Source organism: Nonomuraea sp. NPDC023979 (genome assembly GCF_040639085.1).
Lineage (GTDB): Bacteria > Actinomycetota > Actinomycetes > Streptosporangiales > Streptosporangiaceae > Nonomuraea > Nonomuraea ceibae.
This window is the reverse complement of sequence record NZ_JBEZZG010000046.1, coordinates 51670-68362: the sequence shown is the minus strand read 5'-3', so window position 1 is coordinate 68362 and position 16693 is coordinate 51670. Positions and strand designations below refer to the sequence as shown.

General features: G+C 72.1%; 14 protein-coding genes. 8 read left to right on the top strand and 6 right to left on the bottom strand.

The features are described 5' to 3' along the window. Positions 1 to 91: 91 nt before the first annotated feature. The gene (locus tag AB0G11_RS44665; RefSeq protein ID WP_219515279.1) at positions 92 to 694 is read right to left on the bottom strand and encodes a response regulator transcription factor; all 603 of its coding nucleotides are present in this window, start codon (positions 692 to 694) and stop codon (positions 92 to 94) included. Further along, positions 691 to 1950 carry a histidine kinase gene (locus tag AB0G11_RS44660; RefSeq protein WP_357592996.1) on the bottom strand — a complete coding sequence of 420 codons (1260 nt, stop codon included), beginning with the start codon at positions 1948 to 1950 and terminating at the stop codon, positions 691 to 693. The genes AB0G11_RS44665 and AB0G11_RS44660 overlap by 4 nt, the downstream gene beginning before the upstream one ends. A gap of 143 nt (positions 1951 to 2093) precedes the next feature. On the opposite strand from AB0G11_RS44660, the gene AB0G11_RS44655 reads away from it, so the two are divergent. The 3 genes from AB0G11_RS44655 (at position 2094) to AB0G11_RS44645 (ending at position 4748) form a co-directional block, all read left to right on the top strand. Next, complete coding sequence (locus tag AB0G11_RS44655; RefSeq protein WP_219508691.1) at positions 2094 to 2639, top strand: hypothetical protein; 546 nt, start codon at positions 2094 to 2096, stop codon at positions 2637 to 2639. A 93-nt stretch (positions 2640 to 2732) separates the two neighbouring features. Then, positions 2733 to 3665, top strand: a complete 933-nt coding sequence (locus tag AB0G11_RS44650) for a hypothetical protein (RefSeq protein WP_219508692.1) — start codon at positions 2733 to 2735, stop codon at positions 3663 to 3665. A gap of 120 nt (positions 3666 to 3785) precedes the next feature. After that, complete coding sequence (locus AB0G11_RS44645; protein WP_357592994.1) at positions 3786 to 4748, top strand: prephenate dehydrogenase; 963 nt, start codon at positions 3786 to 3788, stop codon at positions 4746 to 4748. A gap of 50 nt (positions 4749 to 4798) precedes the next feature. Here the strand turns inward: AB0G11_RS44645 and AB0G11_RS44640 are convergent, their stop codons facing one another. Together AB0G11_RS44640 and AB0G11_RS44635 are read right to left on the bottom strand one after the other, a co-directional pair. Beyond that, complete coding sequence (locus AB0G11_RS44640; RefSeq protein WP_219508695.1) at positions 4799 to 5986, bottom strand: acyl-CoA dehydrogenase family protein; 1188 nt, start codon at positions 5984 to 5986, stop codon at positions 4799 to 4801. 69 nt (positions 5987 to 6055) lie between these two features. After that, positions 6056 to 6331 (bottom strand): phosphopantetheine-binding protein, encoded by a 276-nt coding sequence (locus AB0G11_RS44635; protein WP_246645785.1) that lies wholly within the window; start codon positions 6329 to 6331, stop codon positions 6056 to 6058. A gap of 224 nt (positions 6332 to 6555) precedes the next feature. Here AB0G11_RS44635 and AB0G11_RS44630 point away from each other — a divergent pair, with 224 nt between their 5' ends. After that, positions 6556 to 6966 (top strand): SgcJ/EcaC family oxidoreductase, encoded by a 411-nt coding sequence (locus AB0G11_RS44630; RefSeq protein WP_357592992.1) that lies wholly within the window; start codon positions 6556 to 6558, stop codon positions 6964 to 6966. Between the two features lie 268 nt (positions 6967 to 7234). Here the strand turns inward: AB0G11_RS44630 and AB0G11_RS44625 are convergent, their stop codons facing one another. Together AB0G11_RS44625 and rfbH are read right to left on the bottom strand one after the other, a co-directional pair. Then, complete coding sequence (locus AB0G11_RS44625) at positions 7235 to 8269, bottom strand: glucose-1-phosphate thymidylyltransferase (protein WP_219508698.1); 1035 nt, start codon at positions 8267 to 8269, stop codon at positions 7235 to 7237. 49 nt (positions 8270 to 8318) lie between these two features. Continuing rightward, the gene (gene rfbH / locus AB0G11_RS44620) at positions 8319 to 9623 is read right to left on the bottom strand and encodes a lipopolysaccharide biosynthesis protein RfbH (protein WP_219508699.1); all 1305 of its coding nucleotides are present in this window, start codon (positions 9621 to 9623) and stop codon (positions 8319 to 8321) included. Between the two features lie 198 nt (positions 9624 to 9821). On the opposite strand from rfbH, the gene AB0G11_RS44615 reads away from it, so the two are divergent. The 4 genes from AB0G11_RS44615 (at position 9822) to AB0G11_RS44600 (ending at position 16678) form a co-directional block, all read left to right on the top strand. Next, on the top strand, positions 9822 to 11135 hold the full coding sequence (locus tag AB0G11_RS44615) for a nucleotide sugar dehydrogenase (RefSeq protein ID WP_357592990.1): 1314 nt from the start codon (positions 9822 to 9824) through the stop codon (positions 11133 to 11135). Between the two features lie 99 nt (positions 11136 to 11234). Continuing rightward, positions 11235 to 12605: a condensation domain-containing protein gene (locus AB0G11_RS44610; RefSeq protein WP_357592988.1), complete on the top strand. Its 1371-nt coding sequence runs from the start codon at positions 11235 to 11237 to the stop codon at positions 12603 to 12605. 41 nt (positions 12606 to 12646) lie between these two features. Then, entirely contained in the window at positions 12647 to 14281 is a 1635-nt protein-coding gene (locus AB0G11_RS44605) for an MFS transporter (RefSeq protein ID WP_357592986.1), read from the top strand. An 81-nt stretch (positions 14282 to 14362) separates the two neighbouring features. Next, positions 14363 to 16678, top strand: a complete 2316-nt coding sequence (locus AB0G11_RS44600; RefSeq protein WP_357592984.1) for an excinuclease ABC subunit UvrA — start codon at positions 14363 to 14365, stop codon at positions 16676 to 16678. Positions 16679 to 16693 lie beyond the last annotated feature (15 nt).

Here is a 16693-nt window from a genome sequence, read left to right as displayed (position 1 = left end):
CCGGACCACCTACAAAGCCACCATCAGCATCAACATGCTCCGGGCCAGCCCTTGACGCCACGACCCCAGCCCTAACTGAACGGCGTTGCCTCTAGATCCAGCCCTCCTCCCAGGCCCGGTGGGCGGCGGCGTGCCGCGAGCCGGCGCCCAGCTTGGCCATCGCCGACGACAGGTAGTTGCGGACGGTGCCCGGCGCGAGATGCACCCGCTCGGCGATCTCGTTGACCGACGCGCCGGTCCGCGACGCCCGCAGCACCTCCAGCTCCCGGTCGGTGAGCGGGCAGGCGTCCTCGGTCAGCGCGGAGGCGGCGATGTCGGGGTCCACGTAGCGGCGGCCGGCGGCGACGGCCCGGATGATCTCGGCCAGCTTCGTCGCGGGCGTCGTCTTCGGCACGAAGCCGCTGACGCCCGCCGCGAGCGCCCGGCGCAGCACGCCCGGTCTGGCGTGCCGGGTGACCAGGACGATCCGGGTGGGCAGCTCCGCCCGGATCGTCTCGGCCGCGCGCAGGCCGTCGGCGGGCGGCATCTCCAGGTCCAGCACCGCGATGTCGGGGCGGTGCTCCCTGGCCAGGCGGACCGCGTCGGTGGAGGTGGCCGCCTCGGCCACGACGGCGAGGTCCTCCTCCAGCCCGAGCAGCGCCGCCAGAGCGCCCCTGAGCAGGTCCTCGTCGTCGGCTATCAGCAACCGGATCATCGGTCCTCCGCGCTTCGGGCGGGCAGGCGGGCCACCACGGCGAAGCGGTCGTCGTCGTGCTCCCAGGTCAGCTCGCCGCCCGCGGACGCCAGCCGCTCGGCGAGCGTGCGCAGCCCGGTCCCGCCCGCGCCGGGCTGATCCCCGTGCTGGTCGCTGGGCTGGTCGCCGGCGCCGTCGTTGGTCACGCGCAGGCGGGCGAGGTCGCCGGCGCCGTCGTTGGTCACGCGCAGGCGGGCGAGGTCGCCGGTCACCCGGTAGTCGACCTCGGCGTGCCGGGCCCGGCTGTGGCGCAGCACGTTGGTGGTCGCCTCCCGCATGACCAGGCCCAGCAGGTGGCGTCCGGCCTCGGGGAGGCGGCGGGCGTCGGCGGGCTCCACGCTCATCCGGGCGTCGATGCCGGCGGCGGCCAGCACGCCCGTCGCGTTGGCGATCTCCGCGTCGAGCGTGGTGCGGCGGTAGCCCTGCACGACCGCTCTGGTGTCGGAGAGCGCGTCGGCGGCCAGGCGGCGCACCTCGTGCATCTCCGCGGCGGCGCGCGCCGGGTCCGCCTCGGCGAGCCGGGCGGCCAGCTCGCTCTTGAGCGCGATCACCTGGAGGTGGTGGCCCTGGATGTCGTGCAGGTCGGCGGCGAAGCGCAGCCGTTCCTCCTTGACCGCCAGCTCGGCGGCGAGCCTGCGCACGTCGTTGAGCCGCTTGGCCACGTCCCAGCCCCACAGCATGGCCAGGGTCGTCCACGCGGTGACCAGCACCACGGCGGGCGGCAGCACGGCGGCGCCGGGCAGCGGCGCGCCGGAGAGCGCGCCGACGCCCGAGGCGGCCAGCGCCGACGCCCCGATGAGCCCCCACCGGGGCGCCGGGCGCAGGAACGTCGCGGCGATCGACACCACCAGCGCGGCCGGCAGCGACCAGCGCCCGTCGTCCCCGTGGGCCAGCATGAGCCCGCCGAGCACCGCCGCCCCCGCGCCCCCGGCGACCGTCCACCCCACAGGCAGCCGGACGACCGAAGGCGCGGACACAGGCGAAGGCGTGTCCGGGGAGGGGGTCATGCGGCGGGTGAGGAGTGCCATGCCGGACAGGCCCGTGGCGGCCAGGGCGGCGGCGCCCGTGACGCGGGCCCACAGGGCCACGGCGGGGTCGAGGACCCAGGCCCCGGCGACGAAGACGAGGAAGAACCCGGTCGTCGCGGTCACGCTCCACCAGGTGCCCCGGCGGAAGCGGCCCAGGCCGGCGTCCTCGTCGATCGGGAGGTCAGGCACGCGGCCATTCTCGCAGCAAGGCACGCGCGGATGACAGATGTCACCCGATCATGTGACACGTCCACGCGCGCCCGTGCGCATCCGGCACTACTGGCGGGGGCGCGCCGGTGGCGAGGCTGGAGCCCTCACCGAAGGAGGACGCCGTGAACGACACGACCGAACGGGTCTCGACGCTGCGCCACTGGCCCACCATGGCCGGGATCGTGCTGGCCGGGCTGATGGTGTACGGGCTGGCGGGCGGGGAGGAGGTCGCGCCGGTCCTGGCCGCCTCCGGGATGATCTACCTGGGCGCCGCCGCGCTGGGCCGGCCGTCGGCGGCGTGGCCGCTGTTCGGGGTGAGCTTCGCCGTCATCGCCGTCTCCAAGGCGCTGCTCCCGGGCGTCGGCCCGACCTGGCCGATGCTCGGCGTGGCCGCCGGGCTGGCGGCGTACGGGCTGGTCACGCGGGCGGCGGGGCTGTCGCGCCAGGTGCTCGCGATGGCGGGGTTCGGGCTGGTCGCGGTCGTCACGCTGGCGGTCGGCGGGGACGCGGGCGCGTACCTGGTGGCGGCGGGGATGCTCGGTCACGCCGCGTGGGACGTCCACCACCATCGCACGGGGAAGGTGGTGGCGCGGTCGCTGGCGGAGTTCTGCTTCGTGCTGGACTCGCTGGTCGGCGTGGCGCTGGTGGCAATGACTGTATGGCAATGAATGGCCACAAACTAAGCATTCTCGAAGAAATCGCCCCCAAGATCGCCGTTCATCCTGACCGTACGTGACACTCCGAGTGAACGGTGGTGGGTGATGGCGAACACGTTGAGCGGCCGGCAGGCGCGCGACGGTGAGCTGCGGACCGTGCGGCGCGGCCGGGTCGTCCTGATCAGCGCGGTGATCGGGTTCCTGCTGACGGTCGTGTGGTCGGCCCGGTTCGTGGACGAGACGATCGGCGGCACCGTCGCCGACACCCTGCTGGGGCACGACGCCGCGGAGGCGCCGATCGCGGGCATCGCGGCGGGGGTCGTGTTCGCGTTCGTGACCGGCATGGCCGGCACGTTCACCGCGTGCAACATTGCGGTGTTCGGCGCGCTGGCTCCCCTGGTCGGCGACGGCGCCGGGCGCCGCGAGCGGTTCCGGGCGGCGCTGCGGCCGCTCGGGCTGCTCGCCGCCGGCATGATCCCCGTCTCCGCCCTGTACGGAGCGCTCGTCGGGATCGTCGGCACGAGCATGCCGCAGTTCTCCACGGCGGCCAACGTCTCCGGCGGGCTGTCGCCGCGCAGCATCCAGTCGATGGTGGTGTTCGGGATCGTCGGGCTGGCGATGCTCTACCTGGGGCTGGCCGCGCTCAGGCTGGTGCCCGACCCGTTCGAGCGGCGGCCCGGCGCGCGCATGGTCTTCATGGGCGCGCTGATCGGCGGCTTCCTGATCGGCCGCCCGTTCGGGCTGTTCCGGGCGATGTTCCGGGACGCGGCCGAGAGCGGCAACCCGCTGTACGGGGCCGCGGCGTTCACGCTGCAGTCGATCGGCAACATCGTGCTGCTCGCGGTGCTGCTGGTGGTCACCGCCGTGGTGTTCGGCGGGCGGGTGCACCGGTGGCTGGCCGCCAAGCCGCACCGGATCGCCGTGCTGACCGCCTCGGCGCTCATCGTCGCCGGCGTGTTCACGTTCCTGTACTGGGACGTCAGGCTCCTGGCCCGGCGGGAGATCATCCCGTGGTACCCGGTGGCGCCGTGGACGTGACCCGCTGGCAGGAACGTGCTGCCCGTCGGCAGTAAGCGGACGTCACCTCGCCCCCTTTTCGGCCCTGGTCCGGCGCAGCATGGCAGTGGAAGCACCGATGCTGAGGAAGGACCGGTCACCATGGCCATCTTGACGTCCACGACGAGCGGGACCACGCGATCCACCCTCCGCCGGGTCACGGTGATCGGGTGCGGGCTGATCGGCACCTCCGTGGCGCTCGCGCTGCGTGCCGAGGGGATCCGCGTGCGGCTCGCCGACCACGACCCGCGTGCGCTGGCCGAGGCGGTGCGCCTGGGGGCGGGCGCGCCGCTGACCGTCGACGAGCCGCCCGCGGACGTCGTGGTCATCGCGACCCCGCCGTCCGCCGTGCCCCAGGTGCTGCGCGACGCGCAGGCCAGAGAGCTGGGAGCCGTCTACACCGACGTGGCCAGCACCAAGGCGCGGATCCTGGCGACCGCCGAGCTGGCCGGGTGCGACCTGAGCCGGTACGTCCCCGGCCACCCGATGGCCGGGCGTGAGGCGCCGGGGGCGGCCGCCGCCCGAGCCGGGCTGTTCACCGGCCGCAAGTGGGCGCTGTGCCCGTGCCCGGCCACCGCCCTGTACGCGGTGCGGGCCGTGGCCGACCTCGTCGCCGCCTGCGGCGCGCAGGTGACGCTGCTGTCGCCGCCCGCCCACGACAGGGCAGCCGCGGCGGTCTCGCACGCGCCGCTGGTCCTGTCGGCGGCGCTGGCCGCCCGGTTCGCGTACGCGGCCGGGCAGCCGGAGCTGCTGTCCCTGGCCGGCCGGGGGCTGTACGACGTGACCCGGGTGGCCGGCAGCCCGCCCGAGCTGTGGATCGACATCCTGGAGCACAACGCCGACGCCGTCGCCGGCGTCCTGGAGGAGGTCGTGGACGACCTGACCGCCGTGGCGCAGGCACTGCGGGCGCCGGAGGGAAGCACGAGCTGGGGCGTCGTGGCCGACCTGCTGGTGCGCGGCAACCTCGGCCGCGAGCTCATCGTCGACGCCTGCGCCCCCGCCGCCCGGGACCGCGGCCCCGCGGCCGCCGAGCCCGCCGAGGCGGCCGGTCTGGAAGCGGCGTGACGAGCGGATGCCCCGCCGCCGGAGGGCAGCGGGGCATCGGGGCACGCCGGTCAGATGTAGAGCGTGTTCGGCGGCAGGCCGCACAGGACCCTGCCGTACAGCTCGGTGTTGGTGTTGGGGTGCATGAGCGCGTGCAGGTTGGCGCTGTGCACGTCACGCAGGATGCGCTGGATCGGCACGTCGGAGTAGAGGGACGAGCCGCCGCTGGCCGAGGCGAAGATGTCCGCGGCCTCCTTGGCCAGCGCGCACACCGCGCCCATGTCGGCGCGGACCCGGGCCCGCTCCTCCAGCGTCCACGCCTCGCCGCGCTCGCTCTTGCCGTCGACCGTGGCCGCCAGCCGCTCCGCGTGGAACTGCGCCTGGTCGATCTTCAGCGCGGCCGAGGCGACCTGCAGATGGGTGAGCGGCGCCTCGCTCTGCTGCTCGTAGCCGGTGTAGGTGATCTTGCGGCCGGGCAGGCGCTCCAGGAACGCCGTCTTCGCCGCCTTCGCCAGCCCCAGCAGCGTGCCGACCGAGGAGGCCGAGGCCACGGGGAGCATCGGCGCCCGGTAGATCGGGATGCCGGCGTTCAGCCGCGACGCGTACTGCTCCTGCAGGACGGCAGGCAGCGGGAGCACCCGCTCGGCCGGGACGAACACGTTCTCGGCCACCGTGCTGACGCTGCCGGTGCCCTGGAGCCCCGTCGTGTGCCAGTCGTCGATGATCTTCAGCTCGGACGTGGGCACCAGCGCCATGATGGGCATGGGCTCCTGGTCCGGGCCCACCTGGATGGCCACGATCTCCTGCCAGTGGCTGTGCCAGGCGCCGCTGACGAACCCCCACTTGCCGTTGACCACCACGCCGCCGTTCGCCGGGGCCGCCATCGCGGACGGGCTCAGCGTGCCGCAGACGCGCACGTCCGGCGTCGAGAACACCTCGGCCTGCACCTCGTCCGGGAACAGGCAGACCATCCACGTCGGAATCCAGTAGACCGACGCCGTCCACGCGGTGGACCCGTCGGCCTGGCCCAGCTCCGCGCCCACGTCGACCAGCGTGCGCGTGTCGCACTCGTAGCCGCCGAAGCGGGCCGGGACCCGCATCCTGAAGACGCCGGCGTCGGCCAGGGCCTCGATCGACTCCTCGTGGAGGCGCCGGTTCTGCTCGTTCCAGGCCGACTTGGCCCGGAGCGCCGGCGCGAGCGCGGACACCCGCTTCACCAGCTCTTCCCGCGCCGGAACCTCGGTCGTCGTCGCCACCATTTCCTCCTACTGTTCCCTCGGGGCTGGGCCGCGTGTCCCAGCGGTCAGAAGCTCGCGCCGTCGGCGCGTTCAGGCGAGGGACGAGACCTTCGCCGCGGCGGCGACCCTGAGCACCAGCGCGCCCACGTTGGGGTCCTCCTCGAAGATGTCACCCACCTCGAGCTCGACGCCCAGCTCGTCCTCGATGCGCGACACGATGCGGATCGCGGAGATCGACTCGCCTTCCAGGTCGAAGAACGTGGCGTCGGCCATGTCGTCCGGCACGTCCAAGACGGTGCGCCAGATCTTTCCGACCTTCTCCTCGATCAGAGCGAAACTCAGCTCGCCTGCCCGATTGTCAGTCATCCGGTGTCCTCCACTGCTGAATTCCCCAATGAAAGGGCCCGCGAACGGATACCCGCCCTGAATACCGGTTCTTGCGGATATCGTCACAGGCGGCGGCGGCGCGTACATCTTTGAGAATGCGGGAAAATGCCGGCGCCCTTCGGCACGGCAGGAGAAAGGCGGCGAAGGGCGCGGAGTTATGGTCACGGAGGGTGTTTATCAGCCGCTGAGTGGAGGACGATCCCATGAGCGTCACAACGATCACCGCCGACGACACGACCGCCGTGCGCGAGGTGCCGCGGCGCATCATCGCCGCCTGGGCCGCCAACGACGGTGACGCCTTCGCCGGCGTCTTCACCGAGGACGCCACCATGATCCTGCCCGGTGACGTCTACGTCGCCGGCCGCGAGGGCATCCGGGCGTACATGAGCGCCGCCTACGCCGGGCCGCTCAAGGGCACGCGGGTGTTCGGCGAGCCCGTGTCGGCCAAGTTCCTCGGCCCGGACGCCGCGGTGCTGGTCACCAAGGGCGGCGTGCTCGCCGGCGGCGAGAGCGAGGTCGCGCCCGAGCGGGCCGTCCGCGCCACCTGGGTGCTGGCCAAGCAGGACGGCCAGTGGCTCATCACCGCCTACCAGAACACCCCCGTCGGAGCCTGACCCGCTCCTCCCCCGCCCCGACCGACCGGCCTCACCGGTCGGTCGCCGCATGTCCGGGGAGTGCGCCGCATGTCCGGGGAGTGCGCCGCATGTCCGGGGAGTGCGCCGTATGTCCAGGGAGTACGCCGCATGTCCGGGGAGTGCGCGTATGTCCAGGGAGTACGCCGCATGTCCGGGGAGTGCGCCGCACCCCCGCGCCCGTGTGCGGGAGTACGCCGCGCCCCCGCGCCCGGGGGGAGAGGCCGTACCGGGGACGGGGGCGCGGGGGTCAGCGGGCCACGGGGGCGATCTCGACGCGGGTGTTGTCGCCGACCAGCAGGCGGTACGGGATCGCGGGCGAGCCGGCCGGCTCGATGACGGCTGAGCGGCCGACGATGGAGCCGTGCATGCCGGGCACCTCCAGGATGGAGGCGCCGTCGAGCACGATGGAGTCGCTCAGCCGGGTCCCGCGCAGCACGCAGTCGCGGCCGATCGAGACGTTCGGCCCGATGAGGCAGTCCTCGATGACGGTGTTGGCCCCGACGATGACCGGCCCTTCGATGCGCGAGCGCGTGGTCCTGGTCATGGGGCCGAGCTCGACGCGCCCGCCGAGCTCGGCGAGCAGCCGCCGGTTGCATTCCAGCACGTCGTCGGGCTTGCCGGTGTCCTTCCAGAAGCCCTGGTACTCGGTCGCCCGGACGGGCCGCCCGTGGGAGACGAGCCACTGGACGGCGTCGGTGATCTCCAGCTCGCCGCGCCGGCTGGGGGCGATGGCGTCGACGGCCTCGTGCACGGCGGCGGTGAAGAAGTACACGCCCACCATGGCGAGGTCGCTGCGCGGGTGGCGCGGCTTCTCGACGAGCCGCCGCACGTTCCCGCCGGGCCCGAGCTCGACGACGCCGAACGCCCTCGGGTCCGGCACCCGCTGGGCGACGACGTGCGCGGCGGGCCGCCGGGCGCGGAAGTCGGCGGCGACGCCGGCGACGCCGTCGGGCAGCATGATGTCGCCCAGGTAGAGCACGAAGTCGTCGTCGCCGAGGAAGCCGCGGGCCAGCCGCACGGCGTGGGCCAGCCCGAGCGGCTCGTCCTGCCGGATGTAGGTGACGCGCAGGCCGAGCGACGAGCCGTCCCCGACGACCGCGGCGATCTCCGCGGCCCAGGAGCCGACGACGACGCCGATCTCGGTCACGCCCAGGTCGCGGATGTTCACCAGCACGTGCTCCAGCACGGGACGGTTGGCGATGGGGATGAGCTGTTTCGGCATCGAGTAGCTGAAGGGACGCAGACGGGTGCCGGACCCGCCGGACAGCACCAAGGCCTTCATGCGTCGGTCCGGCCCATGAGGAATCACCTTCTCGGCTTCTGTCACACGGTCATCCGCGCGCGGCGACGAACTCCTTGATCGACGCGACCACGTAGTCGATCATCTGGTCGGTCAGTCCGGGGTACACGCCGACGTGGAAGGTGTGGGTGGTGATGATGTCGGTGTTGGTCAGCTCGCCCACCACGCGGTGGTCGCGGTCGAGGTAGGCGGGGTGGCGCAGCAGGTTGCCGGCGAAGAGGCGGCGAGTGCCGATCTTGCGGTCCTCCAGGAAGTCCACGAGTTCCTTGGCGTCGAACGGCGCGGCCGGGTCGACGGTGAGGACGAAGCCGTACCAGCTCGGGTCGGAGCGGGGGGTGGCCTCGGGCAGGATCAGGTGCGGGACGCCTTCGAGGCCCTCGCGCAGCCGGCGCCAGTTGTGGCGGCGGGCGGCGCAGAAGTCGTCGAGCTTGCCGAGCTGGCTCAGGCCGAGCGCGGCCTGCAGCTCGGTGATCTTCAGGTTGTAGCCGACGTGCGAGTAGATGTACTTGTGGTCGTAGCCGTGCGGCAGCGTGCCCATCTGGTAGTTGAACCTCTTCAGGCACGTGTTGCTCTCGCCGGGCTCGCACCAGCAGTCGCGGCCCCAGTCGCGCAGCGATTCGACGATGCGTGACAGCAGCAGGCTGGAGGTCAGCACGCAGCCGCCCTCGCCCATCGTCATGTGGTGGGCCGGGTAGAAGCTCACGGTGGTGAGGTCGCCGAAGGTGCCGACGGGCTCGCCGTCGTAGGTGGAGCCGACGGCGTCGCAGCTGTCCTCGATGAGGAAGAGCTCGTGCTCGGCGGCCAGTTCGGCCATCTCGGCGACGGCGAACGGGTTGCCGACGGTGTGCGCGATCATGATGGCGCGCGTCTTCGGGCCGATGGCCCGGGCGACCATGTCGACGGTCGGGTTGTACGTGCCGAGCTCCACGTCCACGTAGACGGGGACGAGCCCGTTCTGCAGGATCGGGTTGACCGTGGTCGGGAACGCCGCCGCGACGGTGATCACCTCGTCGCCGGGCCGCAGCCGGGCGTCCTCCAGCCGGTGGGAGGTCAGCGCCGACACCGCCAGCAGGTTGGCGGAGGAGCCCGAGTTGGTCAGGTGCGCCTTGCGCCGCTTCATCTTGCGCGCGAAGACCGATTCGAACTTCCTGGCCCTGGTGCCGCCGGCGACGCGGAGGTCGAGGGCGGCCTCGACCAGCGCCAGCCGGTCCGCCACGTCGTGCACCGCCCCGGTGGGCCAGATCTCGGTGACGCCCGGCTCGAAATCCCCGGAGGGTGCCACATCGGCGTGGTATTTACGCACCTCGTCGAGGATCAACGCCTTGTGTTCGTTCATCTCACGCCCTTCGTCGATGCACCACTCCACAGCATCGGCCACCTCCATTCCCGTCGCATCTCCTGTATTGCGCCCGGCCAGGCAACCCACAAGATGCGCGCCGCCGGGAATTGCGTTGTGCTGGCAACAGGAATTTCGACCGGTCGCCCTAAAGGGGGAACGTTCATGCGATGCCTGCGGGAAAACGAGCAGCCGAAAGTGGCGGTCATCGGACTCGGCTACGTCGGCTCCTGTTACGCCGCCATCCTCGCCGAGCGCGGGTGGGACGTGATCGGCATCGACACCAACGCCAGGCTGATCGACGAATTGACCGAGGGCCACTGCCGCTATCAGGAGGACGGCCTGGCCCCGCTGCTGGAGGCCGCCATCATGGCCGGCCGGCTGCGGCTGACGACGAGTTTCGCGGCGGTCCGCGACGCCGACGTGCTGCTGCTGGCGGTCGGCACGCCGGTGCGCACCGACGGCTCCATGGTGGAGGACCAGCTCGGGCAGGCGTCCGAGCAGGTGGGCCGCCATCTGCGGGCCGGGCAGCTCGTGCTGGTCAAGAGCACGGTCCCGCCCGGCACGACGCGCGACTTCGTCCGGCCGCTGCTGGAGGGCGGCGGCCTGGCCTGCGGCGTGGACTTCAACCTCGCCTTCACCCCGGAGCGGTTCGCCGAGGGGACCGCGCTGCGGGAGCTGCGCTCGCTGCCGATCGTGGTGGGCGGCGTCGACGACGACAGCACGGCGGACGCCGCCCTGTTCTGGCGGCAGGCGCTCGGCGTCGAGGTGATCACCCAGGACTCCCCCGAGGCTGCCGAGATCGTCAAGCTGGCCGACAACTGGTGGATCGACCTCAACATCGCGCTGGCCAACGAGCTGGCCAAGTTCTGCGCCGCCTACGACGTCGACGTCCTGGACGTGATCGCCGCCGCGAACACGATCACCAAGGGCAAGAGCAAGGTCAACATCCTGCTGCCCAGTGTGGGGGTCGGCGGCTCGTGCCTGGTCAAGGACCCGTGGATGGTCTGGCACGCCGCCCGCCGCCGCGGCGTCGAGCTCCACACGCCGCCGACCGGCCGCAAGGTCAACCTCGGCATGCCCGAGCACGCCAGCCAGCTCATCATCGACACGCTGGTCGGCCAGGGCAAGGACCCGGCCACGGCGACCGTCGCCATCCTGGGCGCGGCCTTCAAGAACAACACCGGCGACCTGCGCGCGACCCCCGTCGAGGGCGTCGTCACCGCCCTGCTCAAGGCCGGCGCGACGGTCAGGCTGCACGATCCGCTGGTCGACCCGTTCCAGGCCGAGACGCTGTTCGGCATCGCCCCGACCGAGTCCCTCGACGAGACGGTCCGCGACGCCGACTGCGTGGCCATCATGGCGAACCACCACGACTTCGCGGACATCGACTACGCGGCGCTGCCGGTGGCGGGCAACTGCCTCATTCTCGACGGCCGGGCCTACTACAGCAAGGAAAAGATCGCCGAACTGCGCCGGCTCGGTTACCTCTACCTGGGCATCGGCCGGTGAAAGACAGCAATCCAGAATAAGTCCGGAAAGTGCGTCGCGGATATTCTTTCAGTCCGTCCGGGACGCGCCTTGCGGCGAATTTCAGTGAAGGGACCCGTGGTGAGCGTCACCGAAATCCTGAACACGCCGAGCGAGCCGGTGAGCCGCGTTCCGCTTTCCCTCAACCAGGAATTCCTGTCCGTCTTCGACGAGGGTGACGACTCGGGGCCGTTCGGACCGGCGTACAACATCTTCTACGCCTGCCGGGTGCGCGGCGAGGTCGACGACGGGACGCTGCGGGCGGCCCTGGGCGACGTCGTGGCGCGGCACGAGGCGCTGCGGACGCTGCTCGTCCGCGAGCCCGGCGACAGCCACCAGCGGATCATGCCGCCGGGACCGGTGGAGCTGGAGGTGCGCGACCTGTCGGACACCGGCGCGGACGCGCGTGACCTGCGGGCGAGCGAGCTGGTCAACGAGGTGGAGTCCGGCTCCTACAGCGCGACGTCGGTGCCGCTGCTGCGCGCCGTGCTCGGCCGCTTCGATTCGGCCGACGCGGTGCTCGTGCTGGCCGTCCATCACACCGCCGCCGACGCGTGGTCGATGCACGTGATCATGCGCGAGGTGGCGCTCTGCTACGCCGTCCGGCGCGGGCACCCGGTGGAGCTGCCGCCCCCGCCGCCGCAGTACCGCGAGTACGCGGCGTGGGAGCGGGAGCGGGCCGCCTCCGACGAGCTCGACGGGGCACGCGCGTTCTGGCGGGAGAAGCTGAGCGGCGCCGAGATGCTCACCTTCCCCACCGACCACCCCCGCTCGGCCGGGCTGCCCAAGACCACCGGCTGGCACCGCTTCACCGTCGGCGCCGAGCTGAGCGCCGCGACGAGGAAGGCGGCGGCGAAGCTGCGCTGCTCGCCGTTCATGGTCCTGTTCGCCGCCCACGCGATCGTGCTGCGCCGCATCACCGGCGTCAGCGACGTCGTGGTGCCGACGTTCACCACCGGGCGCACCGCGATGCGCTTCCACCAGACCGTCGGGTCGTTCTTCAACTTCGTGCCGCTGCGCACCGACCTGACGGGCTGCGACACGTTCGGCGACGTGGCCCGGCTCGTGCGGGCGAGCTGCCTGGAGAGCTACGCGCACGACATCCCGTTCTCGCAGATCGTCGCGCAGGCCCCGCAGCTCATGAGCACGGCGGCGGCCGACGACGGCGGGCTGTTCCTGTTCCAGGTCTTCCACTCGCCGTTCGCGATGAACGGCGAGCGCGTCGGCGACGTCGAGTACGCCGAGGTGCCCCGCCTGCTGTCGCAGCCGTCCGGCGGCGACATCCCGGACGGCGCGCTGTGCGAGCTCAACATCACACCGGCCGGGGAGATCATCGGCACTCTCGGCTACAACACCAACCTGTGGAACCCGGACACGATGGCCGCCTGGGCCTCGGAGTTCACCACCGTCCTGCGAGCCGTCGTCACCACTCCGGATTCCCCCCTGCACTAGGGCCGAGGGCCCTGGAAACCCCCCAGACGGAAGGATCTCCCATGGATGTGAGCTCCGGCGCCGGGTCCGATGTGCGGGCCGGTCGCAAGGAGTGGATCGGCCTGGCCGTACTGGCCCTGCCGACCCTGCTGCTGTCGCTGGACATGAGCGCGCTGTACCTGGCGCTGCCGCACCTGAGCCAGGACCTGGGCGCGAGCGCGACCCAGCAGCTCTGGATCACCGATATCTACGGCTTCCTGATCGCCGGGTTCCTGGTCACGATGGGCACGGTGGGCGACCGGGTCGGCCGGCGCAGACTGCTGCTGATCGGCGCCGTCGCGTTCGCCGCCGCCTCCGTGGCCGCCGCGTACTCGACCAGCGCGGAGATGCTGATCGTCTCCCGGGCGCTCATGGGCATCGCCGGCGCCACGCTGATGCCGTCCACCATGTCGCTGCTCGGCGTGATGTTCAAGAACCCCCAGCAGATGGGCGTCGCCATCGCCGTGTGGATGAGCTGCTTCATGGGCGGCATGGCGATCGGCCCCGTCGTCGGCGGCGTGCTGCTGGTGAACTTCTGGTGGGGCTCGGTCTTCCTGCTGGGCGTGCCGGTCATGGCGCTGCTCCTGCTGGCGGGGCCGAAGCTGCTGCCCGAATACCGCGACGCCGAGAGCGGCCGGGTCGACCTGGTCAGCGTGGCCCTGTCGCTCGGCGCGATCCTGCCCGTCATCTACGGGCTCAAGGAGGTCGCCAGGAGCGGCTGGCAGCCGGTGAACATCACCGCCGTCGCCGTCGGCCTCATCGTCGGCGTGCTGTTCGTGCAGCGCCAGCGCAGCCTCGCCAGCCCGCTGCTCGACCTGCGGCTGTTCGCCAACCGCTCGTTCAGCGCCGCCCTGGTGATCATGGTGGGCGGCGGCATCATGAGCGGCACGTACCTGCTGGTCAACCTCTACCTGCAGACGGTCGAGGGCCTCTCGCCGCTGCAGGCGGGCGCCTGGCTGGTGCCCTCGACCATCGCCACCATCTTCGGCGTGATGGCGGCCCCCGCCGTCGCCCGCAAGATCAGGCCCGGGTACGTGATCGCCGGCGGCCTCGTGGTCACCGCGGTCGGCTACCTGCTGCTGACCCAGGTCGGCAGCTCGGCGGGCGTCGCGCTGCTGGTCACCGGCCTCATCGTCAGCTCGCTCGGCGCGGGCCCGATGGGCGCGCTCGGCACCGGGCTCATCATCGGCTCCGTGCCGCCGGAGAAGGCCGGGTCGGCGTCGGCGATGTCGGAGACCAGCGGCGAGTTCGGCATCGCGTTCGGCATCGCGGTCATGGGCAGCGTCGGCACCGCCGTCTACCAGAGCAGCCTCAGCGGCGGCCTGCCCGCGGGCGTGCCCGCCGAGGCGGCGCGGACCGCCCAGGAGAGCATCGCCGGCGCCTACACGGCCGTCGAGCAGGTGACGGGGCCGGTGGCGGCGCAGCTGCTCACCGCCGCCCGCGAGGCGTTCACCTCGGCGATGAACTCCACCGCCGTCGCCAGCGCCGTCGTCGCGCTCGTCCTGGCCACCGTGGCCGCCGTCGCGCTCCGGCACGCCCCGCCCACCGGCGACCAGCCGGACGGCGGCGAGCAGGCGGGCGACGGCGAGCAGGCCGGCGAGCCCGGCGCCGCCCCCGCCGGGGCGGACCAGCCGGTGGCCGAGACCGCAGCCAAGTAGCGCGGGCCAGTGATCCGGCCGGGGATCGGAACACCTCGGCCGGATCACCGTGTCTCCCGCGCCGCAGGAACAGGAGCACCAGTGAGCGTCACAGCAGACCCGGCCCCCGCGCCGGCCGTCTCCCCCAGCCTCGACGTCATCAGGATCACCGGGGCGCGGGAGCACAACCTCAAGGACGTGTCCCTCACCATCCCGAAGAACCAGATCACCGTCTTCACCGGCGTGTCGGGATCGGGCAAGTCGTCCATCGTCTTCGACACCGTGGCGGTGGAGGCCCAGCGGCAGCTCAACGGCACCTACCCGTGGTTCATCCGCAACCAGCTGCCCAAGTACGAGCGTCCGCTGGCCGACGCCATCGAGAACCTCACGCCGCCGGTCGTCGTGGACCAGAAGCCGCTCGGCGGCAACGCCCGCTCCACGGTGGGGACGATCACCGACATCTACTCGGTCATCCGGTCCCTGTTCGCCCGCTACGGCACGCCGACCGACGGCCTGGCCTCGACGTACTCCTTCAACAACCCGCGCGGCATGTGCACCGGCTGCGACGGCCTCGGCCGCAGCGTCCGCGCCGACGTGGACCTGATGCTGGACCGCGACAAGTCGCTGGCCGACGGCGCGATCCTGGTCCCCGGCTACGGCGTCGGCACCCCCGACTGGCAGCTGTACGCCAACAGCGGCAAGCTCGACCCGGCCAAGCCGGTGCGCGACTACACGCGGGAGGAGATGGACTTCTTCCTCCACGGCACCGGCGGCAAGGTCCAGCTCACCACGAAGAGCGGCTCGTACAAGACGAACTACGAGGGCCTGCTCGACCGGTTCACCCGGCTGGGCGTCAAGCGTGACATGAGCAAGACCAGCGAGCGGACCCGCGAGACGATCCAGCGGTTCATCTCCGAGGGCGTCTGCCCCGACTGCGACGGCGCGCGGCTGAACCCGGCGGCGCTGGCGACCACGATCGGCGGGCGCAACATCGCCGAGTGGACCCGCATGCAGGTCACCGACCTGATCGAGGTGCTCGACGGCATCGACGACCCGGTGGCCACCCCCATCGCCCGCTCGGCCGCGGTGGCGCTGCGGCGCGTGGCGGCGATCGGGCTCGGCTACCTCAGCCTGGACCGCGCCACCTCGACGCTGTCGGGCGGCGAGGGCCAGCGGCTCAAGCTGGTCCGCTACCTGGGCAGCACGCTGACCGGCATGACGTACGTCTTCGACGAGCCCAGCGTCGGCCTGCACCCGCGTGACGTGGGACGGCTCAACGACCTGCTGCGCACGCTGCGCGACCAGGGCAACACCGTGCTCGTCGTCGAGCACGACCCGGACGTCATCGCCATCGCCGACCACGTCGTGGACCTCGGCCCCGGGGCGGGCGCGCACGGCGGCGAGATCGTCTACACCGGCTCGTTCGCGGGGCTGCGCGAGGCCGACACGCCCACCGGCCGGGGCCTGCGCGCGGCGACCACGATGAAGACCGAGTTCCGGCAGCCGCGCGGCGTCCTGCCGATCACCGGGGCCACCCTGCACAACCTCAAGGACGTGTCGGTGGACATCCCCCTCGGCGTGCTCACGGTGGTCACCGGCGTCGCGGGCTCGGGCAAGAGCACGCTAATCGCCGACGTGTTCACCCGCGCGTACCCCGAGGCCGTCTACGTCGACCAGTCGCCCATCGCCGCCTCCGCCCGCTCCACGCCCGCCACGTACCTGGGCCTGATGGACCCGATCAGGAAGCTGTTCGCGCAGGCCAGCGGGCAGCCGGCGAGCCTGTTCAGCTTCAACTCCGAGGGCGCCTGCGCCGAGTGCCAGGGCCGCGGCGTCATCATCACCGAGCTCGCCTACATGGACCCGGTCACCGTCCGCTGCACCGCCTGCGACGGCAGCCGGTTCCACCAGGACGTGCTCGCGCACCGGCTCGACGGCAGGTCCATCGCCGACGTGCTGGCGCTGCCCGCCGAGCAGGCCGTCGACGCGTTCACGCAGCCCGCGCTGCGCCGCAAGCTGCGGGCGCTCACGGACGTCGGCCTCGACTACCTGACGCTCGGGCAGCCGCTCAGCACGCTGTCGGGCGGCGAGCTGCAGCGCATCAAGCTGGCCGCGCAACTGCACCGCACCGGCACCGTCTACGTCCTGGACGAGCCCACCACCGGCCTGCACATGTCAGACATCACCACCCTGCTCACGCTCCTCGACACGCTGGTCCGCCAGGGCGACACCGTGGTGGCCATCGAGCACAACCTGGACGTCGTCCAGCAGGCGGACCACGTCATCGACCTGGGCCCCGACGGCGGCAAGGACGGCGGCCGCATCGTGTTCACCGGGACCCCGCTGGAACTCCTGCAGTCCCCCGACTCCCTCACCGGCGAGCACCTGAGGCGCTACCGGTCGACCCACGCACATCTCTAGATCCCAAGGAGCCTC